Source organism: Jejuia sp. G7-7 (assembly GCF_055808955.1).
The window spans coordinates 262,223-287,098 of sequence record NZ_JBVVSZ010000002.1 but is presented as its reverse complement, the minus strand read 5'-3'; the positions used below and the strand labels follow the sequence as shown (position 1 = coordinate 287,098).

The following is a 24,876-nucleotide window of genomic DNA, read 5'->3' as shown; positions in this document are numbered from 1 at the left end:
AATGAGTTTTGCTATATTTAAATAGTAAAATTATGGCTGTACTCTTAAATTTACAAACACTACTAGTGAGATTTGTTTTTTTAAAATATTAAGTTTATTATTTGAATCATTATTTTCATAATTTTAGAATCTATAAAGAAGAGATATCGAAATGAAAAAGTCAAATATGCATCGTTTAACTTTAAGAGAGTATAAGGTGTATTTTGATAAACTATATAATTCTTTGTGCTTGTTTGCGAACAAATATGTTGAAGATAGAAACATGTCCAAAGATATAGTTCAAGATGTATTTATTAAGGTTTGGGAAAATAAGATTGAATTCAGAGATGAGAATAATGTTAAATCATTTTTATACACTTCGGTAAAAAATAAATCCCTTGATTATTTAAAAAGTAAACGTTATAAAACAACAATAAATTTCTCAGTTAATGATATTGAATTATTGGAGACAGAATCGTTTTTTTTAAGAGAGGTTGTTGTGGTTGAAACATCTAATATTATTCAAAATGCCATTAATACACTTCCAAATAGGTGTGCACAAATAATAAAGTTAAGTCTTAAAAGTTTCACTAATGCCGAAATTGCTGAAAAATTAGATATCTCTATCTACACCGTAAAGGTACAGAAAAGAACGGCTTACAAAAGGTTACGACCAATATTGAAAGATTACTTTGCTTTAATAGCATTCATTTGGCATTAATTACCAGGTGTTTAGCTTAAAATTCTACTAATTACAAACTAATAAAATTTATTTTTTACTTTTTTATAACTCCATGACTGTATTTTGTCGTCATAGAGTTAAGTAAGTATATATTTAGGTTAAATAAACATAGATTTAATGTCTCTTTTCAACAAAATCGTCATATTATCAAAACAAATAGCAGCTTCATTTTTAAAGGATGAGGATTCCATTCATTTAGAAAAAACAGAATTTTTTAGTAAAAAAGATAAAGAATATATTATTAGTGAGCTTAAAGGTGAAAATCAAATAAAAAAACGTTTAGATTTCATAAGTAATATTGATAAGAAAAAGGATTGGAATAATGTTAATAATAAAATTGCAGTTCCAAATAAAAAGAGGTATTGGCATTATGCAGCTGCGGCATCTGTTATAGGAATTCTAACCTTTTATTTGCTAAGAGACACTCTTTATAACGCTCCAATAGAAAGTATTAAGCCTACTATTGTCAATACTATTATAGAGGCGGGTACAGATAAAGCCATACTTACATTAGAGGACGGTTCTCAAGTGGCCTTAGAGAAAGGAACGACTTTTAATAATAAAAATGTTAACAGCAATGGGCAACAACTTGTTTATGGTTCCGAGAAATCAGACAAAATTAAGGAAATAAGCTATAATTATTTAACCATTCCTAGAGGAGGGCAGTTCCAAATAATGCTATCAGACGGTACTAAGGTCTGGCTTAATTCGGAGTCTCAATTAAAATATCCAGTAAATTTTAAAGAAAATGAAACTCGTGTAGTTGAATTGATATATGGTGAAGCATATTTTGATGTTTCACCTAGTATAAATCATAATGGAATTGGGTTTAAAGTTTATAATAACGAACAAGAAGTACGTGTTTTAGGAACGGAATTTAATATTAAAGCGTATAAGGATGAAGTTAATATTTATACCACATTAGTAGAAGGTAGTGTGATGTTAGATTATAATGGTGAAGAATTACAATTAATTCCAAATCAGCAATCTGACGTTAATCTTGAAAATAAAACGATGTCATCTAAAACGGTTGATGTTTATAATGAAATATCTTGGAAAGAAGGCGTTTTTAGCTTTGAAGGAAAACCACTAAAAGATATTATGAAAGTGTTATCTCGTTGGTATGATATGGAAGTAGAGTACAAAAATAGAATCGTGCAAGATGAAGAGTTCAATGGAGTATTAGGAAAAGAACAGGATATAGACGAAATATTAAACAGTATTAAGAATTTTGGAATAATAAAAGACTATAAAATTATGGGTAAAAAAATAGTCTTAGAATAATAAAAAGGGAACGAAGTTTTGACATTTGACGGTATCGAACTTCGCCCCTCTATTTTGTATTAATTAAATGTTTAACTAACACCAAGCAAATTTATGAAAATTAAATTACTTAATGTCGGTTCCTTCTTTAGGAAACGATTACCAATCATCATTATGAGAGCTTTTATCTTTTTTTTGAGTCTAACAGTCTTTGGTTTTACCACACCTAATTCTTTTTCTCAAGAAAAAGTTACAATTGACAAAGATCAACTAGTTACTGTTGATGAGGTCTTTAAAATTATTAAAAGACAGACAGATTTTCGTTTTATTTATCCCAAAAAAGTTTTTAAAAATGCACCTAAAGTGCAACTAAAAAAAGGAAAAATAGAAGTTGAAAACTTACTAAGGCAAAGTTTATCAAATAACAAATTACGATTTAGACTTACTGAGGGCAATACTATTTTAATTGAGAAAGATATTTCAAAAAACATCTCAGTAAAAAAACAAGAAATAGTAGTAAGTGGTTCTGTAAAAGATAATAATGGACAACCTTTACCAGGAGCAAATATTATTGAGAAAGGAACAGATAATGGCACGCAAACTGATTTTGATGGCAATTTTTCATTGGAGTTGGAGAACGCTAATGCTATTTTAGTCGTGTCCTATATTGGTTTTTCTACTCAAGAAATAAGTGTTAATGGGCAATCATCTTTTGCTATTAGTTTAATAGAAGATGCAGCTTCATTAGATGAAGTTGTTATAGTTGGTTATGGTACCATCAAAAAAGCTGATTTGACGGGGTCTGTAGCCACCGTAAGAAGTGAAGACATAACAAAAACTACATCAAATAACATTGGTCAGGCAATACAAGGTCGTATGTCGGGTGTTCAGATTACCCAATCTTCTGGAGCTCCTGGGGCCTCTTCCTCAATAAAAATTAGGGGAGTTGGCTCTATTAACTCGAACAATTCTCCCTTAGTATTAGTGGACGGAATTCCGGGTAATATGAATCTTATAAACGCTAACGAAATAGAATCCCTTACGGTGCTTAAGGATGCATCAGCAGCGGCCATATATGGTAACAGAGCAGCAAACGGGGTTATCTTAATAAAAACCAAACGAGGTAAAGCCGGAAAAATTGTTGTTAATCTTAAGGTTGAAAACGGTGTCCAGCAGGCTACTAATAATAATGTTGAATATTTAGATAAATTTGACTGGGTTGACTATCAGAATGCTGTGGCCGCCCGAAATGGCACCAATCCTATCTGGGTTGGAGACTTAGCACCTGAAAATCTTCCAGACAACACAGATTGGTTGGATTATTCTTTTAATACTTCCCCAGTTCAATCTTACGACTTATCTATTTCGGGAGGAAGTGAAAAATCAACATTTTCTTTACTTTTAGGGTATTTTGAGCAAGAAGGCATCCTGGGGCAAACGGATGGAGATAATAATTTCTCTAGAATTAATGCACGATTAAACCTTGACTCTAAAATATCTGATTCATTTAAAGTTGGTGCAAACTTTTCATTTGTAAGATCCCAAAATAATCAAACATCTGAATATGGAAACCTACTTCTTGGAGCATCACGAATTCCTCCTGTAATGCCCATATATAATTCCGCAGGAGAACCAGCAGGAACTGCTTATACTTTAAATCTTAACGATTTTACTCCAGCAATTGCAGCAAATGCACGAGATAATATAAATATTACAAACAGGACTCAGATAGATTTATTTGCAGAATTAGGTTTTTGAAGGATTTTAAATGGAAATCTACGGTTAGCGGAACGATTTCTGATGGTTGGCGTCAGGACTATAGAAGGAAATTACAATTTTTTCATGTTGATGATGTAGATAAATTATCTCCTAATATTCAGGTTCCAAATGCAAGTTTAGCTAATCATCATGAGTCATTTTATAGGTTGCAATTTAACAGTATCTTAAATTATTCAAAAAATATAGGACTGCATTCTATTGATGCTTTAGTTGGTATTGAGCTTATAGAAACTAATACCAAGAGATTTAATGGTTCAGGAGAGAATTTCCCCAATGATGAATTGCGAATTCTTAATGTAGCTCAAGAAAACTGGAGAGTAGGTGGTACAGCCGCTGAAACAGCCATTTCATCCCAGTTTGCACGTATTAATTATAGTTATGATAATAAATATCTATTTCAGGCCAATATTAGACGAGATGGCTCTTATGTTTTTGCATCGGAAAACCGTTGGGGTTGGTTCCCATCTTTTTCTGCTGGTTGGAAACTTTCTGAAGAAAATTTCCTTAAGGATAATGAATTGATCAGAAGTCTTAAAATCCGTGGAGGATATGGAACATTAGGTAATTCTCAAATACCCCCATTTCAATGGGTGTCTACTTTAAATGTAACGGACAATACTATTATTGGAAGCTCTCAATCTGTTGTTCCAATAGCTTATTTAGCAGGATTTTCGAACACCAATATAAAATGGGAGAAAACATCAACATCTAATATAGGTATAGATATGGGATTATTTAATAATAAATTAGATATTGTATTTGATGTATATAATCGTAAAACCACCGATATGTTATTGCGTTTACCTGTTCCTTTATCAACTGGATTTTCTCGGGGAAATGAATATCCGTTTGTTAACCTTGGAGGAGTTGAAAACAAGGGATGGGAATTGGCTGTTAACTTTGATGACGTTACTGCTTCTGGATTATCTTATGGTTTAGGCTTTAACATATCACAGAATAAAAACAAGGTAACTGACATGGGCGGGCAACCACCTATAACATCTGACTTTTATAGAACAGAACAAGGAGAAGCTATCAACTCCTATTTTGGATTCAGAACTCTTGGAATTTGGCAATCTAATGAAGAAATTGCTAATAACCCTTCTCGAAACAATGTGCAACCCGGCGATATTCGTGTTGCAGATATTAACAGTACGGACGAAAATGGTAATGTTATAAAAGGAGTACCTGACGGAGAAATAACAACTGCTGACATGACAATATTAGGAAATTCAATTCCTGAATTTTATTATGGTTTTAACGCCAGTCTTAATTGGAAAGGATTTGATTTTAATATATTCTTCCAAGGAGAAGCAAATAAACAGACGTATATGAGAGGTAATTTTGCAAATGATTTGAGAGGAAGAGGGTTTGAAAATATTTTGAAAGATCTATGGGATGGAAGAACCATTCTTAATGATGATTTTTCTGCAGTAGCCCAGGCCGGAAAATACCCTGCCGCTGGAACAACTAACAGTGATATAGCAGCTGATCTTTGGCTGGAAGACGCCAGTTATTTAAGAATTAAAAACTTGCAGTTTGGATATACCTTTTCAAGCGACCTTTCAGACAAATTAGGTATAAATAGTTTGCGTATTTATTTTAATGCGACCAATTTATATACGTTTACTAATTACCGTGGATTTGATCCTGAAACGGCTAATCTTTCGTCTAACGGAGGAGCTATCTATCCACAAAGTCGAACTTATGCAATTGGTTTGAATCTTTCATTCTAATTTAAACAATAATAACAATAAAAACATATTAAAATGAAAAAAATATATATAATTTTGTTGGTTTTTCTTTCAATAAGTTGTGAAGACTATCTTGAAAAAGAACCTCAGGACTCTATAAGTGAATTAGCATTCTATAAATCCACCGAGGATTTTGAATTGTTATCAAATGCAATGTATGCACCTCTACCCAAATTGCAATTCCGTCCAATGCTGCTAGATGCCATTACTCCCTATATTGTTTTTGGTAATAATGTTGGTAGTGAACATTGGGATTTTGGTAATTTAAATGTTAATTCTTTATGGAACGCAACAGAAGATTTTTGGAAATTCTATTATCAAATTATCTCAAGGGCAAATTTAATATTGGCAAATATTGACAATCCTGATCTTGATTTATCGCAAAGTTTTAAAGACAGGGTCAAAGGAGAAGCGCTATTTTTAAGAGGTTTTTCATATTTTTATCTAATTAATTTATATGGTAATAAACCCTATGATGGTACGGCAACAGGTGGCGTGCCACTTATATTAGAACCACAGGAATTTGATGATGCTTTTACACCAAAGTCTTCTGTAGATGTTGTATATGCTCAAATAGAGGAGGATTTAATAAGTGCGCAAGCCTTACTTCCATCTGTTCAAGATTATAGGGGTACTGCCCTTTTAGGAAAAGCTTCTAAAGGAGCTGCTCAAACAATGCTTGGAAAAGCGTATTTATTTCAAGGTAAGTGGAGTGAAGCAGCTACAGAACTGGAAAAAGTAGTTGCCTCTAACGACTATGACTTATTGTCCAATTTTAATGATAATTTCTGGCCGGAACATGATAATTCTATTGAGTCTATTTTTGAAATACAATATCAGTCAGGTGTAGGATTAGGAAGCATTTATAATCAGGCGATTAGTCCCATTGGATCCGGTGGTATCTCAAATTCTGCATGGTTCAAGAACCAACCAACGCCATTGTTAGTTGATAAATTCCAGACACTTGATGGTTACGATGTACAAAGCACGTATGAAAGTACCAATACTAATTATTTGGTTACCGATTATCTTGGTAATACCGTAATAAATGGTAAAGAACATAATACAGTTTTCGATATTTATAATTTCACCTCAGATGACCCTGGTTTTGATTCAAATATGCCATTTGAAAATAGAGATCCAAGATTTGATTATACGGTAATGTATATTGGTTCAAAATATGTACATGATAAGTTTGAAACCAGAGCCTCGAAACCAGGATATTATATCCCTTTTGGTGATAATTTCTGGAGAAGAACAAATTATAATGCCGTTAAATATATTGTTGGTAGTGATTATGCCGTAAGCGGGAATGACAGTCCAAAAAACCTACACTACTTAAGATATTCTGATGTATTATTAATGCTTGCGGAGGCTAATTTCCAACTTAATGATATAGCAGCCGCAATTGCGAATATCAATACAGTGCGCGGTCGTGTAGGTATGCCACAGGTTGATACTTCTTTAACATTGGAAGATATTTTAGACGATAGAATTAGGGAATTAATTATGGAAGCCGGTGGCCATGTTTATTTTGACACTAAAAGATATGGAACGTTGAAAGGATTAATGGAAAATTTTTGGGATGGTACTCAAAAAATGCGAAACAATTATCCTGCAATAACCACTTTTGAAGACTATTTTTATACTTTCCCAATTCCACAAAAAGAAATTTTGGCAAACCCAAATTTAGAGCAAAACCCTGGTTATTAAGTGTAGTAAATGAATAGTTAGTTGAAGTTAGTTTAGTTTGTATAAGGCTTGTAGAGCATTGTTTCTATAGGCCTTATTTTTATTTTAAAAGTTATTTGTTTTTAATGTGAAACACAAAACTTAGCTTTCAAGAAGCAAAAAAGCAAGATTTATAAAATTCTATATTCTGTCTGCCAATAGTGAAAAGTCATTATTGTCGAATTGGATGTAGGGCTTTCTGAAAAATAGAATCATTATCAAATAAAGGAACATGCAATCTTTAATATAAACGCTATGAGGTTAGAATGGAGTACTACATTAAGTTTTATATTGCTATTGGTATCATGCGACAAAAATGTTGAAAAAATAGCTGCGCCTAAACCATTTTAAATGCTAAATAGATCAAAAAGTGGATAGCATAATTAATGCCATGACACTTGATGAAATATTGACACAAATTGAAGTTGTTCGTCCCGCAAGGGTGATGAAAGATGGTCAATTTTCACCCGAAAAAACCAAAACGGTTATGCCCAAAGGATGGGACATTTTTGCAATTTGAATCGTCATTAACTTAAAGTCCCAAAGAACTTCGGGATTTTGTACGTGAGGTTCAGTATTCGTTGATGAATGAAACCCGAACAGGTATTCCGGCTATATTTCATGAAGAATCGATAACTGGCTTTGCCACTCAAGACGCTATTACCTATACTCAGCTAATTGGTATAGACTGTACTTAGAACCTAGAACTGATAGAACAAGTCGCTAATAAAACCCGAAAAAATATGCATTATGCTGGAGCAACTTTTGTACTCTCGAAAATGTTAGAAGTTAGTAGAACAGTGCATTGGAAATATATAGAAGAAAGTATGCGAAAGTATACCTAATATAACGTCACGTTTGGGAGTAGTTTTTACAGGAGGTTTACATGGGTGATAACCTAAAAATAGGAGTTGCTACCCCAGCTAGGCATTTTACAGGTTATGGTTCACAAAATAACAATCCAAAAGAATTATCTTTTACTTCTTGTTACAAATGATTCATATTAGAGTATATTTGGTTTAAGAAAAAAATATTCTGCCTAAGTATTTATTCAATTGTGCATGCTTTAGTACTTATTGGTCTAGGTTATACCAATGCAAATTTAATGTAGTTGTATACATTATATAAAATTACATATTTTTGTTCAGTATACTCTTTAGAATGTCTAATACACAAAAATTAAAAGACGATTTATTAATTGAGCGGCTGAAAAAAGGCGATAAAAAGGCACTTACAGAACTCTATAATGCCTATTGGAAGCCGTTGTTTTTGTCTTCCTACAATCTGTTAAAAAACAAAGAAGTATGTGAGGAAATTATTCAGGATATATTTATCGACCTATGGAATAACAAAGAAAATCTTCAAATTAGGATTTCTTTAAACAGCTATCTTTATGCTTGTACGCGCTATAAGGTTTTTGCCCAGTTTAGAAAAAATAAAATAATACATGTTGAGCTTTTTGAAGATTTAAATAAGCGGTTTCAATATGCCACGCCTGAAACAAAAATGATGCATAAAGAACTTGTGGAACAAATTGATGCTATTGTAGAGACTTTACCTAAAAAGTGCCAAGAAGTATACAAGCTAAGTAGGCGTAAACAAATGACGCACAAAGAAATAGCCGAAATATTAAATATTTCTACCAAAACTGTGGAAAATCACATAACTAATGCGCTTCGTGTTTTAAAAATAGCACTTGGCTATACTTTTAGTCTAGATGTTTTCCTTCTAGTATTTTAGAAACTTCCTGCTTTTTTATTAATTTTCATTGCATAATTATCAGCATTCTTACAAAAACAATTAATAAAAAAATAAATTTTAACTTTTTTTAGGGGATAGTTTAAAAAAAGGCACATAACATATAAACCAATTAGACTCCAAATATTACAATAGAATGAAAGATGAACTAAATAAAAGAGATTTTCAAGTCTTAATAGAAAAATATTTAGACGGAAAAATAGATTTAGAAGAAATTAAGCTTTTAGTAAATTATTATGAAAGTTTTCAAAAAAACCATGACTGGGTAGAAGCATTAGGTTCTGAAAACAAGATAAAACAGCGTATGCTAATTAATATTCTTGAGGCACTTCAAAATGAAGAAAAAGATATGCCTAAAGTTATTAAGTTCTATAAAAAACCAATATTTAAATATGTAGCTGTTGCCTCCATAGTATTATTACTAGCAGTTCCTTTTATTTTCAATAAAAAGGATAATAAAATTGTTGTTCCTACAATTACCAATACAATAAATAACAACATTAATATAGGAACGAATAAAGCTACTTTAACTTTAGAAAATGGAGTTACTGTAGCTCTAGAAAAAGGAGAAGAATACACTACAGATGGTATTAAGAGTGATGGTGAAAAGCTAATTTATAACACATTAAACAATAAAAAAGCCGAAATAGCATACAACTATTTAACAATTCCTAGAGGTGGACAATATCAAGTAAAACTATCTGATGGTACCATCGTTTGGTTAAATTCTGAATCTCAAATAAAGTACCCTGTATCGTTTCCAAAAGGAGAAGCGAGACAAGTAGAACTCCTTTATGGAGAAGCCTATTTTGATGTGTCACCGAGCACAAATCATAATGGTGCTAAATTTAAAGTACTTACTGGAATACAAGAGGTGGAAGTACTGGGTACCGAATTCAACATTAAGGCTTACAAAGATGAAAAAAACATTTATACAACTTTAGTAGAAGGAGAAGTTGCTATTAAGAACGGAGAAATAAATCATATTTTAAGCCCAAACCAACAATCCATTTTAAATACCAAAAACAATGATTTAGTCATTGCTAATGTTGACATCTTTTCCGAAATCGCTTGGAAAAGAGGGCTATTTAGCTTTAAAAACAAATCACTTAAAGATATTATGAAAGTTTTGTCTAGATGGTATGATGTAGATGTTGTATTTACTGACGAAGCTCTTGAAAATGTTCAATTTAAAGGGGTATTAAGTAAAAATCAAAATATTGAAGAAATTTTAATCCTAATAAAAAACACAAACTTTATTAATGCCTATGAAATAAACAACAATACTATTATCCTAAAAAACTAAAAGAAAGAGGAACAAAGCTTAGACCGTCCAAAGTATAAGGCTTTATCCCCCTATTTTACAGTTACTAATTAATTAAATGTTTAACTAACAAATAACAAGCAAATTTATGCAAATTAAACTAACTTCTGTTTTTTTCTTTTTAGAAAAAAACACCTCCTAAACATTATGAGAGCGACCATTTTCTTATTGTGCCTGAGCATTTTTAGTATGACACCAAACAATGTAATGTCACAAGATGCTAAAATCAAAGTTGAAAAGAATGTCAAAGCAACCGTTGATGAGGTTTTCGACCTTATTATGAGTCAAACCGATTATACATTTATATATCAAGTTGACATGTTTAAAGACTACCCTAAAGTTAACGTTAAAAAAGGGACAATAAAAGCCAATAAACTACTTGAAAAAAGCCTTTCAATAGGAGATTTTAATTTTGTTATTTCAGATAATAATACCATAATCATTCAACAAGATTCTGAATTTCAAGAGTTAAATATATCTGGTAAGGTTACAGATGTTAACGGGCTTCCTATTGCAGGAATTACAGTCTATGTTACAGATAGAAAACCTGAAGGAGAGCGTATTTCAAATAACTTTGTTATACGCGGAACCTCTACAGATTTTGATGGTACCTTTTCTTTAGAAGCAAAAGAAGGGTATTATTTAGTAGCTTTTGGCTTAGGTTATGAGTATGCATCTCAACAAGTAACTACGCAAACCACATACAATATTACTCTAAAAGAACGCTTAGCAGAATTAGATGAAGTCGTTCTAATAGGGTATGGTTCTAAAACCAGAGAAGAAATTTCTTCAGCAATTTCTTCAGTGAAAAGTAAAGAAATAACTCAAAATGTAGTTGGAAATGTTAGTTTTGATAATGCTTTAACAGGTTTAATAAAAGGTGTTCAAATAAATCAAAATTCAGGTAGACCTGGCTCTAGAGTAGACATCAATGTGAGGGGTATTACATCGCCTTTTAATGGTGGGGATAATAATCCTCTTTTTGTTATTGATGGAGTACCCTTTCAGGCTAGCTCCAATGTTACGATTAGAGACGAAACACGATTTGCAACTTTTGCGAATCCTTTACAAGGTATAAACCCTAACGATATAGAAAGTATAGATGTATTAAAAGATGCAGCGGCAACTTCTATTTATGGGTCTAGAGGTGCTAACGGTGTCATTATTGTTAAGACTAAGACTGGTGCGAAAAACCAAAAAATGAACGTGTCTTTATCTTCTGTAACAACATTTGGAGAGCCTATTAATACTGTAGACTGGTTGAATGCTAGCGAGTTTAGAGATTTTTCTGATGCGTACCTATCAAGCTCTGTTGATGCCGCAAATGCAGGACAAATTGACCCTTTTGGACTTGCTTTTTTATCTATTGGAGATATCGATTTTGATTTTTTTACATCTCAATTAACATACAACGGCTTAAATGATAGCAATTTTGGAGACGCCAATGTTAATTGGAATGATGTAGTGTTTAGAAGTACTGCTATAACACAAAAATATGATTTGTCAATAAATGGCGGTTCTCAAGACACAAGCTATTATTTTTCTTTAGGGTATACAGACCAAGAGGGGTTGTTAAGAAAAGACGAACTCAAACAATACAATGTAAGACTTGGTTTAGATAGTAAATTAAGCAAGATATTTAAAGTTGGCGCTAACGCTAATTTTAGCTATACCGATAATTTCTCGGGATACGAAAACTTTAATCAAAATCTAGGTAATCTATTAAATACGAGACCTGATTTTGAGCCTAGAGATGAAAACGGTGATTATGTATTTCCCCTTTCAACCTTTTTCGGTTTTGATGCCATTTCACCGAACCCGCTTGCCTTTACTACAGAAAGTTCTGTAGACACAAAGTCTTATAGCGGTATCGGAAATTTCTACCTAGAAGCAGATGTATTAAAAAATGTAAAAGTTAAAGTTCAAACGAATGGCTCTGTGTTTATTGCGGATAATAAAACATTTAAACCATCTTTAACAACTAGTACATTTCCCCGTTTTTTCTTTCAACCAGCCCCCACACCGGCAACATCAACAGGAAGTACTTCTAAAACCATAAGTTCTAGTGTTGCTACAGATTTAACCACATCATATAATAATACTTTTGGTAATCATACTGTTGGTGCCTTGGTTGGTTTTTCTTGGCAAAAAGATGTTAGTGATAGAAATTATTTTTTCTTTCAAGGTTTTCCAGATGATGAGGTATTGATAACGGCTACAAATGCATTAGATGTTTTAGCAAAATCTGCTTCGATTACAGAGGTAGGATTAAATTCTGTATTTGGTCGTGTATCCTATAATTATTTGAATAAGTATTTTTTAAATGCGAGTTTAAGACGGGATAAATCGTCTCGTTTTGGTCCCAATAATCAGGAGGCTATTTTCCCCTCAATTTCTGCAAGCTGGAATATTGCTAAGGAATCTTTCTTGGAAAACACCAATGCTATCGATATTTTAAGATTGCGAGGAAGTTTTGGAGAAGTAGGATCTGTAAATATTGGAGATTTCCAATATATTCAATTCTTTGAACGTGGCTTTAGAAACGAGGCATCTTATAATGGTCAAAATGCTGTTGGATTAACGACAAATTTAGTTAATACAGACATCAAATGGGAAAGAACCCAAGAATATAACATTGGCTTAGATTACTCATTATTTAAGGGTAGACTAAGAGGTAATGTCGATGTTTACGATCGCGAGACTACAGATGCACTTATAGCTTCACCTTTCCCTCTTGAGTCTGGAGCTGGTGGTTTTACTGCCAATTTTGCGACAATAAGCAATACAGGCTTTGAAATTGAAATAGCTGGAGATATTTTAAAAACAAATGACTTTACTTGGTCTGCAGGTTTAAATATTTCTAAAAACACAAATAAATTAGAGGAGTTTAATGAAGAAGGGCTAGATAATTTTACACAAGATCGATTTGAACTTGGAAAAGAGATAGGAGTTATTAGAGGTCATATAGTAGAAGGCATTTTCCAAGACGCGGCTGAAGTCGCTGCCAGCCCTTTTCAAGAAGCTGGTACAGGAGCCGGTGATTATAGATATAAAGATATAAATAACGATAATGTTATTGATGATAATGATAGAGAAGTAATAGGGAGCACACAACCAGATTATTTTGGTGGATTTTTTACATCATTTGAATATAAAGGATTTCAACTATCCAGTTTCTTTAATTTTTCTAAAGGAACAGAGAGTACTTTACAAGGCTTCTTTTTTCTTCTAATCCTGAATTCGGTGTGAATACGGCAAGCTACCTTAGCCATCCTTTTAGATGGTCTCCAACAAATACCGATGCACCGTTGGCACGTTTGGTTGCTGGAGATCCTAATTTCAATGATAGAGTATCAACTGCCAATGTATACGATAGTTCTTATTTAAGACTAGGAAACCTTCAGTTGCAATATAGCTTTTCAACTGATGTAATTCAAAAATTGGGTTTAAGCAACTTATCCATGTTTGTTTCTGCCTCTAATATTTGGACGCTTACAGATTTCCCCGGGGTTGATCCAGCTGTTAGAACCTTAAGCAGCCCTTTTGGAAGTGGTAATGCTAGTCCATATCCAAATTCAAAATCTTGGTCATTAGGAATCAATGTTAACTTTTAATATTTAAAATCATGAAATTTACATATATAAAAATAGGCTTACTTTTAGTCTTGATCACTTTTTTGAGTGGTTGTAGCATAGATGATATTCAACCTCAAAATGCATTGGTAGAAGATACTGCTATAAGAGATGAAGAATCTGCGCTGGCTGTATTAAATAGAATATACACAACATATCGTGATGGAGCAGATCCCGGAGATCCATTTATAAGTCCAAGAATTACTGCAAGATTAAGTGCAGCTGGTCAAGAGCTTCGGTTTATAGCGCCAGACGAAATTGCAGACAATAATGTAATGTCAGATAATGGATTTATTTCGGGGCTTTACCAACGTGAATATTTAACTATAAATACAGCTAACTTTTTTATAGAACTTGTTGAACGTGGTGATGCTAATGTAAGTGAGGCTAGAATGAATGAACTATTAGCAGAGGCTAAATTTTTTAGAGCCAATTCGCATTTTAATTTACTACGTACTTTTGGTCAGTTTTACGACCTAAGTTCATCTTTTGGTATAGTAGCATCTACTAAACCTTATAGAGGTGCTGAAGACAGGCCAAGAAATACCGTTCAAGAGACATACGATCTTATTATTGCAGATTTGCAATTTGCTTCGGATAATGTCACTAATGGTAGAGAACATTTCTATATTTCTGCAACGACTGCTAAGGCTGTATTGGCAAAAGTTCAGTTGTATATGGGAGATTATAATGCTGCAGCAACAACAGCTTTAAGTGTTATAAATGATGCTACGGATACGTATGAACTGGCAGCTACGTATCCAGAAATTTTTAATGTTAAATATGGGGTTGAGTGCTTATTTGCACCGTTTATTGGAGATAATACAGAAGCAGATATGCGTACCGATATATATTTTACTTCTACAACCATAGCTTCTGCATACTTTAAAGATTTAGCAGATGCGCAAGATGGTGTTCCTGGTGACGGTAGTTTTGATAATACCACAGGGTATGATCCTAGATATTCTTTTGTTTTTAGTTCACTCGATGTAAGTTCTAAATATCCTTTCCCCGGCACTACTTTTGGAGAAGGGAATACTGTAAACTTAATGCGTATGGCCGAAGTATATTTAATATTCGCCGAGGCAGAAGCTAGACGCACAGGTGGGGTTTTAACAGACGCTCTAGACAAGTTGAATGAGGTAAGAAACAGAGTAGGTGTAGCACCTAAAGTTTTATCTGATAAAGCCACATTGTTAGAAGATATTAGAAATGAAAAAATGTTAGAGCTCTTTGAAGAAACTGCGGAATCTTGGTTTGATTTTGTGCGTTATGATAGATTGGGAGATATTGATGCAATTGCATTAAAACCAACAATAACTGCTGCTGAAGAGTTAATTTTTCCAATACCACTATCAGCTTTAGCTGGTAACGGTGCTTTGGTAACGAACCCATAACATTAAATTTATAAAGCCCCAACTATTAGTAGTTGGGGCTTTATTTAACGTGAGCTAGATATATTAAAACGTAACCATCAGTTGTTTAATTGTTTTAATAAAGAAACTATGTCATTAAAGAAACTATGTCATTCCGAACGTTACGGAGAGTAAAATATATTTTACTTGAACGTATATAGCGTAGCTATTGAGGAAGAATCCCATCCTTATGAGATTTCTCGTCACTCATGCTTCGCTCTTTCGAAATGACAAACACTTGAAAATCATTGATTTAATGTTATTTTTTATAAAAAAATAAAATCGAACTGACGTTATTTTATTAAAGTTATTTCAATATGTTTAAACATCTTCTCTAAATTATCTAAATCTTTCATAATAAGATTTAACTAGAAATTAACATAATTGCTGTAGGGCTTGGAGCATTATTATACACTTAACTAGTATTATTAATAATATTATACAATACAATGAAAAAAAGCATCACATTACTTCTTTTAAGCATACTTATAGCAAGCTGCACGCAATCAAAAGAAAAGCAAGATTTATCTTTTACGTATACGGGCATAAATTGGGATAAATATGAGGGGCATACCATAGATATTGTTGTCGGAGATACAACAATTGCAGGTGTGCATTCTGTAACTGATAAAGTTATTATTAAAAATGGCACGTTTAAGATTTCAGATACGCTCAAGCAGATTAGAAATGCCTATTTTGGATTGTATAGTCCCGAGGGAAAATATGTATATAAACAAGATTTTATATTAGAACCTGGGGAACTTGAGTTTAACCTGAAAAAAGGTGACAAAAAATCGACCATTTCCGGTGGAAAATACAATGACCTAATCTATACCCCTTTAAAATCTGATGAAGCGTATGCAAATAGAAAAAAGCACTTTCCGATTTCAGTAACACCCTTACTCAGGAAAGCTTTCAGATAGATAGTGTAAGAGAGCGCTACAGCGAATTCTCTAAGGCCGTTAAAGATTTTGAACTGAATTATTACCAACGTATTTTCAATAGCCCCAAGGATACACTGGCACAACTTTTGGTATTCCATAAACTGGGATATAAAGATGCCATTGAGCCTAGATTGGATGCCTTCGAAAACCAGTTTGGGAAGGATCACCCAGAGATTTATACCGTACGCAATACCTACAAAAATATCAGGGAGCATAAGAAGGTTAAGGTGATAGATGTTGGAAGTACCGTAAAGGATTTTTCTTCCAAAAATTTAAAAGGAAAAGAATTCAAACTTTCCAATGTTTTAAAAGAAAACAAATACGTATTGGTCGAATTTTGGGCGAGCTGGTGCGGCCCCTGTAGAGCTGAAATACCGCACATGAAAAAAGCATATAAGCACTATAACAAAAAGGGTTTTGAAATAGTATCCTTTTCGCTAGACCATGAAAGAGAAAGATGGGTCGGGGCTAGCGAAGAAGAAGCCCTTCCCTGGGTTAACGTAGGCGACTTAAAGGCCTATAAAAGCCCTGTTGTTAAAATGTACGGGGTACAGGGAATACCCAGAAATTTTTTGGTTGATAGATCAGGAACCATTATCGCCAAAGATTTACGCCAAGAGAAATTGGACGAAAAACTGAAAGAACTACTTAAATAACACAAAGACACTATGAAAAAATTTATCTATCCACTGCTAATCATTTTAATAGCCGTTAGCTGTAAGGAAGCTCCCGTAAAGGAAAACAAAACTGTAGTCTTAAAAGGCTCTATAACTAATTATGACCAAGACACATTATATATGAATAACGTGTCTTCGCGGTCTATGCTTTTTAAGGAAGATACCCATGCCATTACACTAAAAGAAAAAACAAACTTTGAGTATCGTTTCGAGCTAGAGAAACCTACCTATTTTCAAATAGGAAGGACCTTTTTATATCTATCTCCTGGCGATAGTCTGGTCGCCAATTTAGATACCAGAGATAGAACCTATGCCTCATTTGCAGGTAAAGGAGAACAGGCGAATAACTATTTAAGAAATCTATCGTATCCTAAAGGCGGTTCTTTTTGGGGAGACAAAGAGATATCATCAAAAATTGAGACTTATAAGGATATGCCGGAAGCCTTTAAAGTGTCGGTTAAGAAACGTACAGATGAACTTAATAGTTTAGCCCATGTTTCAGAAGATTTTAAACGTTTGGAAACAGCACGTATCAAGTTTGATTATGTTAATACGTTGGGTAGCGGCGTGTTCTATTTATATTTTGGAAAAATGAGTAAGGGAGAAATGACCAAAGAGGAAATGGATATGAAAATGAAGGAGGCAGACCAATATTTTATTCCTTACAGAAAGCCCTTTCTAGACGATTTCAACAACACCGACTATTTACAATTAGAAGTATTTCAATCGGTGCTCTCTGCATTAAAAAAGGAAGATTTTAGAACGGATCATGAACTTCCGGAGCTGAATGATACCTTGCAAGAGTATCTCACAACCAGCTATTTAACAAGTAAAATAAGGTTTAGCGGGTATTCAAATGCCTTGGGAGACGAATTAAAAGAAGGTGCGCAAAAAATAAAAACAAAAATTATTCGGCTGTCTTACAAAACATTCTAACCGAATATGCTACCCTAACAAAGGGAAATCCTGCATCAGATTTAACCTTCACAAAATTAGATGGCAATACCGTTAAATTGAGTGATTATAAAGGTAAAGTAATCGTTTTGGATTTATGGGCAACCTGGTGTGGACCTTGTATGAAAGAAAAACCGTTTTTCGAAGCCCTAGACAAGAAATATCATGGAAACGAAAGTGTAGCACTCATTTCAACTCGTCTATAGATACTGAAAAAGTTTGGCGAGGTTATTTTGAAAAAAATGAAGTTAAGGGCGATCAATTACAAATAAACAGAAGTGAACTTACCGATTATAAAGTTGATGGTATTCCAAGATTTTTTGTGATTGACAAAAACTTTAACATCGTAGATTTGTTTGCTCCTTTACCTTCTTCAGGAGATTTAGAAAAGTTAATCAATGAATATATATAATAAAAAATGAAAAAGCATATTACACTCCTCTTAATACTTACAGTACTGTGGTCTTGTAAAAAGAAATACCTGTTGATTATGTCATCTTAACAGGGAATATAAACAATACCAAAGGGGGCGAATTAAAAATCAGTTCTATAAATGGGTTTAAAAAGACAATTAATGTAAAAGACACAGGTGCTTTTTCCGATACACTTTATATCCTAGAAAATGGTTTGTATAATTTACAATTCAACAATATAGGCGTTACACCCTATTTATCTAAAGGAGCAAGTGTTCATTTAGATGTTGATGCGAAACAACATACTAGTACATTGAAATTATCTGGAGACCATGCCGAATTGAATAATTACTTTGCCTACAGAGCTGGTAAAGAGTATGATTTTGTAATGAATAGAGAAGCAAGCTATAATATGGATGAAGATGCATTTGTAGCGAAAACAGACGCATTTCAAAAAGACCTGGAAACACGTTTAGAAGCCGTTGAAAATATTCCCGAGGGTCTCAAAGCTAAAGAATTACGAGCCATAAATTATAGTAGATTAACTAAGAAAGAGATTTATGAAAGAATGTATAATTTTTTAAATAAAGTCAGAGATTTCAAAGTTTCTGAAGGTTTTAAGAAAGAGCTATCTGAAATTTCTTTAGACAACACAGAAGATTACTTACACTCTCCAGATTACCGGCAAATGATTTCACTAGATGCTATGGCAAAAATGGCTTATTATGCTCAAAAAGATTCGTTACATTACTATGAAGCCCAAGTGAAAGCTGTTTCAGAAATTAAAAATGAAGTCATTAGAAATGGAGAGCTCTATAAAAATGTTTCAAAGTTTTTAACACGGTCTAACAATAAGGAAAAAGACTTAAATGATTTCTTAGAGATTTCAACCAATGAAAACCATAAAGCAAGTGTTAAGGCATTATATGAATTTTTAAAGGTATTGGATGCAGGTCAACCTTCACCTAAATTTGAGAATTACGAAAATTATACTGGAGGTACAACCTCATTAAGCGATTTAAAAGGCAAATATGTCTACATCGATGTTTGGGCAACTTGGTGCGGGCCCTGTAAATATGAAATTCCCTTCCTTAAAAAAGTTGAAAAGCAATATCATGATAAAAATATTGCTTTTGTAAGCATTTCTGTTGACAAACAAAAGGATAAAGACAAATGGAAAAAAATGATAGCAGAAAAAGCGTTAGGTGGCATTCAACTAATAACTGATAATGATTTTAACACAAAATTTATAAGTGCTTATAAAATTAGTGGTATTCCTCATTTTATTCTTTTAGATCCAGAAGGTAATATTGTAAAGTCTATGGCTCCAAGACCTTCCGAAGAAAAACTGGTTGAATTATTTAATGAACTGAATATTTAACGAGAGTTTAACAAAGTTATACTAGGTGTAAATCTGGAATTCTTACACTAATTAAATAACGATACATTATTAATTTCTTAAAAATAGAATCGAAATTATATCAATTTAACATTTTATTAATAGGGTGTATCGTTTTTTATTAAGTATAACTATTAAGTAAAGTAAAAACTAATTAATCTTATGAATTTAAAAACATCAATATTTTCACTTTTATTTTTATGCGTTTCTATTTTAGTGAACGGGCAAGAAATGGCATCAAAATTTAAAAAAATTCAGGAATTAGAAGGCATTCAAGAGTATTTGTACGAGCCTAATGGTATGAACATACTTTTAGTACAAGACAATTCGGCTCCTGTTGTAACAGTACAAATTGTATATCGTGTTGGTTCTAAACATGAAGTGTCAGGTAATACAGGCTCTACACATTTGTTAGAACATTTAATGTTTAAGGGAACAGAAAAGTTTAACAAGCGTAAAGGCACTTCTATAGATGGTAAGTTAAATAATATTGGTGCGCAAATGAATGCCACTACTTGGAATGATAGAACCAATTATTATGAGACCATACCAAGTGATAAAATTGCTATTGCGTTAGAAATTGAAGCAGATAGAATGCGAAATTCTTTGTTATTAAAAGAAGATAAGGACGCGGAAATGACCGTTGTGCGTAACGAATTTGAACGAGGAGAAAATAACCCAAATAGCGTCTTAAGCAAAGAAGTTTGGGCAACTGCATATATGGCGCATACATATCATCATTCAACTATTGGATGGCGTTCAGATATTGAAAAAATGCCCATAGAAGTATTACGTAAGTTTTACAATACCTATTATTGGCCAGATAATGCAACATTGACTATTATTGGTGATTTTCAAAAAAATGTATTCAACTTAGTTGATACCTATTTTGGTAAGATTACTAAAGCACCGAATGCGATGTCTCAACCATATACAGAAGAACCAACTCAATATGGACCAAGAAAAGTGGTTATTAAAAAACCTGGCCGTGCTGGAGTAGTCTTGGTTGGCTATAAGATTCCTGGGAGATTGCATAAAGATTTACCTGCTTTAAAGGTACTAAGTCAAATTATTGGCTCAGGAACTTCTTCTATAGTAAATAAAGAATTTGTAGATAAACAATTAGCATTTTATGGGTACTCAGCCGCCAGTAATTTCCAAGAGGTAGGTATGTTTACAGTAGGTTTAGGTATAAAGCCAGATTCAGACTTTGAAGCTATTAATAAACAATTAATCGCTTCGATAGAGAAAATTAAATCTGAAGGTGTTAAACAAGAAGATATAGATAGAATAGTTGCTAAGTTAAATGCAGAAACAGTATTGTCTAGAGATGGGTCTGGTAGTATTGCAAGAGAATTAACTGAGGCTATTGCGGGCGGTGATTGGACAGATTTTTTTAAAGGATCAGAAAGATTAAGTGCGGTAACAGCCGAAGACGTAAAACGTGTAGCAAATCAATATTTAGTAGAAGACCAAAGTACAACAGGATATTTTATACCAAAAATGCCAGGAGCTAATAAAGAGCAAGCCCCAAAAGCATCTAATTTTATTGAAACAGACAATGGTAAATATTATTACAGAAATCCTGAACATACTAATCAAACTCATGTAGTACCTTCAGATGATTCTGTAATTTCTAACGCTATTAAAAAAACATCTAATAATGATGTCTTGCCAATAATCAGTAAAAGGAATTTCACGCGTAAAGAAGTATCTGGTATAGATATTATAACTACGAAAACGGGCGCTAAAGATTTTGTAACTGTTATGGCAAGTTTCCCTATAGGAACTTATTTAAATAGTAATGGAAATGAAATGGTTCCAAGTTTAGCAGTTCAAATGTTAAGTAAGGGTACTACTTTGAATGATAAATTTAAATTCTCGCAAAAGTTAGAGAAATTAGGAGTTTCATTAAGTATAAATACGCAGTCACAAAAAATCAATATTAATTTTAAATGTCTTAAAAAAGATATGCCAACTGTGATTGGGTTATTAGCAGAAGAATTACGTTATCCTCTATTTGACGAAAAAGAATTTGAAATTCTTAAAAATCAAATAGTTGGTAATATGCAACAAGGCTTGTCTAATCCAGGTACTATGGGGCGTATAGCGCTTTCGCAAACTATATATCCAAAAGGTCATCCTAATTACTCAACAGATATCGATCAATCCATAGAAGATACTAAAAATGTAACTATGACTGAGTTAAAAGCGTTTCATAAAAAATATTTTGGACCAGCAGATATGCATTTGGTTGCGGTAGGAGATGTTGATACGAAAGCATTACATAAAGCTATTAAAAAGTCATTCCAAGGATGGAAAGGTGGTGTAAAGGGTAGTGTTAAATATACAAATCCATCAAAAGTGAATACCGAAACTAAAGTGGTAAGTATTCCTCAAAAACCTAGTGCAGAATTATTTATTGGTCAGTACACAGGTTTAAAAAGTGTACACCCAGATTATATACCTTTCTTTATCGGAAACTTTACATTCGGTGGAGGATTCTCTGGTAGATTAATGCGTACAGTAAGAGATGAGGACGGTTTAACGTATAATATTGGCTCTAATCATTCAGGTGATACATATACTGGTGGTCATTGGTATATCAATGCTTCATTCAATCCTAGTTTATTTCAAAAAGGACTAGATGCTACAATGGTTCAGCTTAAAAAATGGGTTAATAATGGTATTACAGCTGATGAATTAGCAGCCAAGAAAACCAATATTACAGGTAGTTTTAAAGTGGGTATGTCTACAACAGGTGGTTTGGCAGGTACTATTTTAAGTTTTGTTGAGAGAGGTTTAGATCCAGATTATATAGATCAATACCCTAAAGATGTTGAAGCTGTTACTCTAGAGCAAGTTAATAACGCTATTACAAAATATATTGATTTAGATAAATTAATTATTATAAAATCAGGATCATTAGATGAAAATGGTGAACCTTTAAAATAGAACTTCATTTTTCGTCGAACTTTGTTTTTATAGTTCATATTTTTTGAATTAGTCACTTAAAAATAACGAAAAAGTTAAAGGGTTATTCTTAAGAATAACCCTTTTTAAAATTAAATTAAATTAAATAATCATCATGAAAAAACTTGTTTTTTTACTCATATTATTCTGTACAATATTTGGTAACGCACAGATTATTGAACCTGTAAAATGGTCTACCTCTGTGGAAAAAGTATCTGATCTTGAATATGATTTAGTTATGACGGCTCAAATAGAACCTCAATGGCATGTCTATTCTCAATATTCACCTGAAGGAGGTTCTCTTCCTATTGTTATTGAAAAAGCAGAAGAAACTGATAATTATGAGCTAATAGGAAAAGCCGTAGAAAGTGATACGATTAAAAAATTTAATAAAATTTTTGAAGTTTATGAAATTTTCTTCGATCACAACGCTACACTAAAGCAGCGTGTAAAGTTAAAAAATACTGATGTTTTTGAAATTACTTTAAACTTAACAGGGCAAGTTTGTAAAGAAGTTTGTTTACAAATAGATGAAGATTTTACATTTACACTAAAAGAAAAAGCGAAGGAGGAAAATATTACAACTCTTTCTAGTACTAATGAGTCAATTAATTCAGACTCCTCAAGTTCTTCTGATTCTAAAAAAGGTCTTTGGGGTATTTTCTTTGTTGCTTTTTTCTCTGGTTTTGCAGCATTACTTACACCTTGTGTGTTTCCAATGATACCAATGACGGTAAGCTTTTTTACTAAACAAAGTAAAAATAAAGCTACTGGTATAAGAAACGCTATTATTTATGGCATTTCTATCATTGTTATCTATGTGTTATTAGGAACCCTTGTAAGCCTAATTTTTGGTGCAGATGCCTTAAACGCTCTATCAACTAACATTTGGTTTAATCTAGCATTTTTCGTCTTACTATTAATTTTTGCAGCTTCTTTCTTAGGCGCATTCGAAATTATGCTGCCTAATTCTTGGGCTAATAAAGTGGATAAACAAGCAGATCGTGGAGGTTTAATTGGTATCTTCTTTATGGCATTAGCGTTAGCTATTGTGTCTTTTTCTTGTACAGGACCAATAGTAGGGACATTACTTGTTGAAGCAGCTTCTGGAGGCAGTCAAATAGGGCCTATTGTTGGCATGTTAGGCTTCTCTTTAGCTATAGCATTACCATTTGCATTATTTGCAGCATTTCCAGGATGGCTAAATTCTTTACCAAAATCTGGTGGCTGGTTAAATACTGTAAAAGTTGTTTTAGGCTTCCTAGAATTAGCTTTGGCTTTTAAATTCTTATCAAATGCTGATTTGGTTTTACAATTACATTGGTTAGAACGTGAGGTGTTCATAGCTATTTGGATAGCAATATTTGGGACTTTGGCATTCTATTTATTTGGAAAAATACAGTTACCACATGACTCTCCTATAACTCATATTTCAGTTGGAAGATTAAGTCTAGGGTTGCTTGTATTATCATTTACTATATATATGATTCCAGGTTTATGGGGAGCACCACTAAATTTAATTAGTGCCTTTCCACCTCCTCAGCATTATAGTGAATCCCCTTATGGTGTTGGATTTACACAATTAGGCTCTGGCGGAACAGCCTCGAATATTCATGACGGTATTCCAGATGGAGCTCATTTAATGCCTCCTCATGATATTTTAGCATTTAACGATTACGATAAAGGTCTAGCTTATGCAAAAAAAATAGGAAAACCAGTATTAATTGATTTTACAGGGCATGCTTGTGTTAACTGTAGAAAAATGGAACAAAACGTATGGGTTAAACCTAAAATATTAGACATCCTAAAAAGCGATGTGGTATTAATATCTCTCTATGTTGATGATAAACGAAAATTAGATGATATAGAAGTTGTAGATTCTAAATTAAAACCAGGAAAAAAACTTAAATATATTGGTCAAAAATGGAGTGAATTACAAACTATAAAATACAAAACCAATACACAACCATTTTATGTGTTAATGGATCATAGCGAAGAAAACCTAATTAAACCTGTTTCTTATACACCTAATGCTGAAGAATATCATATGTGGTTAAAAAGCGGTTTGTTTAATTTCAAAAAATAATTTCAAAAAGATTGTTTAAAAATATTTTAAAGAAAAGAATCACTTTAATATAT

At 32.8% G+C, this 24,876-nt stretch carries 18 protein-coding genes; all 18 read left to right on the top strand.

Annotated elements, in window-relative coordinates:
* The first annotated feature begins 151 nt into the window (after positions 1 to 151).
* The 18 genes from AC0L5U_RS11380 to AC0L5U_RS11295 all read left to right on the top strand — a co-directional run bounded on the left by AC0L5U_RS11380 (position 152) and on the right by AC0L5U_RS11295 (position 24,823).
* Entirely contained in the window at positions 152 to 700 is a 549-nt protein-coding gene (locus AC0L5U_RS11380) for an RNA polymerase sigma-70 factor (RefSeq protein WP_473416528.1), read from the top strand.
* 138 nt (positions 701 to 838) lie between these two features.
* Positions 839 to 2,005, top strand: coding sequence for a FecR family protein (locus tag AC0L5U_RS11375; RefSeq protein WP_473416527.1), 1,167 nt, complete (start codon positions 839 to 841; stop codon positions 2,003 to 2,005).
* Between the two features lie 174 nt (positions 2,006 to 2,179).
* Positions 2,180 to 3,742 carry a SusC/RagA family TonB-linked outer membrane protein gene (locus AC0L5U_RS11370; RefSeq protein ID WP_473416526.1) on the top strand — a complete coding sequence of 521 codons (1,563 nt, stop codon included), beginning with the start codon at positions 2,180 to 2,182 and terminating at the stop codon, positions 3,740 to 3,742.
* Positions 3,739 to 5,499 carry a SusC/RagA family TonB-linked outer membrane protein gene (locus tag AC0L5U_RS11365; protein WP_473416524.1) on the top strand — a complete coding sequence of 587 codons (1,761 nt, stop codon included), beginning with the start codon at positions 3,739 to 3,741 and terminating at the stop codon, positions 5,497 to 5,499. The genes AC0L5U_RS11370 and AC0L5U_RS11365 overlap by 4 nt, the downstream gene beginning before the upstream one ends.
* 33 nt (positions 5,500 to 5,532) lie before the next feature.
* Positions 5,533 to 7,230, top strand: a complete 1,698-nt coding sequence (locus AC0L5U_RS11360) for a RagB/SusD family nutrient uptake outer membrane protein (protein ID WP_473416523.1) — start codon at positions 5,533 to 5,535, stop codon at positions 7,228 to 7,230.
* A 388-nt stretch (positions 7,231 to 7,618) separates the two neighbouring features.
* Positions 7,619 to 7,768 (top strand): hypothetical protein, encoded by a 150-nt coding sequence (locus AC0L5U_RS11355; RefSeq protein WP_473416522.1) that lies wholly within the window; start codon positions 7,619 to 7,621, stop codon positions 7,766 to 7,768.
* Between the two features lie 641 nt (positions 7,769 to 8,409).
* Positions 8,410 to 8,988, top strand: a complete 579-nt coding sequence (locus AC0L5U_RS11350; protein ID WP_473416521.1) for an RNA polymerase sigma-70 factor — start codon at positions 8,410 to 8,412, stop codon at positions 8,986 to 8,988.
* 154 nt (positions 8,989 to 9,142) lie between these two features.
* Positions 9,143 to 10,312 (top strand): FecR family protein, encoded by a 1,170-nt coding sequence (locus AC0L5U_RS11345; RefSeq protein ID WP_473416520.1) that lies wholly within the window; start codon positions 9,143 to 9,145, stop codon positions 10,310 to 10,312.
* A gap of 207 nt (positions 10,313 to 10,519) precedes the next feature.
* Positions 10,520 to 13,579 carry a SusC/RagA family TonB-linked outer membrane protein gene (locus AC0L5U_RS11340; protein ID WP_473416519.1) on the top strand — a complete coding sequence of 1,020 codons (3,060 nt, stop codon included), beginning with the start codon at positions 10,520 to 10,522 and terminating at the stop codon, positions 13,577 to 13,579.
* On the top strand, positions 13,576 to 13,944 hold the full coding sequence (locus AC0L5U_RS11335; protein WP_473416518.1) for a hypothetical protein: 369 nt from the start codon (positions 13,576 to 13,578) through the stop codon (positions 13,942 to 13,944). Before AC0L5U_RS11340 ends, AC0L5U_RS11335 begins: the two co-directional genes overlap by 4 nt.
* Before the next feature lie 11 nt (positions 13,945 to 13,955).
* Positions 13,956 to 15,359 carry a RagB/SusD family nutrient uptake outer membrane protein gene (locus AC0L5U_RS11330; protein ID WP_473416517.1) on the top strand — a complete coding sequence of 468 codons (1,404 nt, stop codon included), beginning with the start codon at positions 13,956 to 13,958 and terminating at the stop codon, positions 15,357 to 15,359.
* A gap of 467 nt (positions 15,360 to 15,826) precedes the next feature.
* A complete protein-coding gene (locus AC0L5U_RS11325; RefSeq protein ID WP_473416516.1) occupies positions 15,827 to 16,300 on the top strand; it encodes a DUF4369 domain-containing protein in 474 nt (157 codons plus the stop codon).
* 107 nt (positions 16,301 to 16,407) lie between these two features.
* Positions 16,408 to 16,977, top strand: coding sequence for a TlpA family protein disulfide reductase (locus tag AC0L5U_RS11320; protein ID WP_473416515.1), 570 nt, complete (start codon positions 16,408 to 16,410; stop codon positions 16,975 to 16,977).
* Positions 16,978 to 16,989: 12 nt separating this feature from the next.
* On the top strand, positions 16,990 to 17,934 hold the full coding sequence (locus AC0L5U_RS11315; RefSeq protein WP_473416514.1) for a hypothetical protein: 945 nt from the start codon (positions 16,990 to 16,992) through the stop codon (positions 17,932 to 17,934).
* Between the two features lie 77 nt (positions 17,935 to 18,011).
* On the top strand, positions 18,012 to 18,158 hold the full coding sequence (locus AC0L5U_RS11310) for a TlpA family protein disulfide reductase (protein ID WP_473416513.1): 147 nt from the start codon (positions 18,012 to 18,014) through the stop codon (positions 18,156 to 18,158).
* Between the two features lie 421 nt (positions 18,159 to 18,579).
* The gene (locus tag AC0L5U_RS11305) at positions 18,580 to 19,746 is read left to right on the top strand and encodes a TlpA family protein disulfide reductase (RefSeq protein WP_473416512.1); all 1,167 of its coding nucleotides are present in this window, start codon (positions 18,580 to 18,582) and stop codon (positions 19,744 to 19,746) included.
* A 180-nt stretch (positions 19,747 to 19,926) separates the two neighbouring features.
* On the top strand, positions 19,927 to 22,719 hold the full coding sequence (locus AC0L5U_RS11300; RefSeq protein WP_473416511.1) for a M16 family metallopeptidase: 2,793 nt from the start codon (positions 19,927 to 19,929) through the stop codon (positions 22,717 to 22,719).
* A 133-nt stretch (positions 22,720 to 22,852) separates the two neighbouring features.
* Positions 22,853 to 24,823 (top strand): protein-disulfide reductase DsbD family protein, encoded by a 1,971-nt coding sequence (locus AC0L5U_RS11295; RefSeq protein WP_473416510.1) that lies wholly within the window; start codon positions 22,853 to 22,855, stop codon positions 24,821 to 24,823.
* The last annotated feature ends 53 nt before the right edge of the window (positions 24,824 to 24,876 follow it).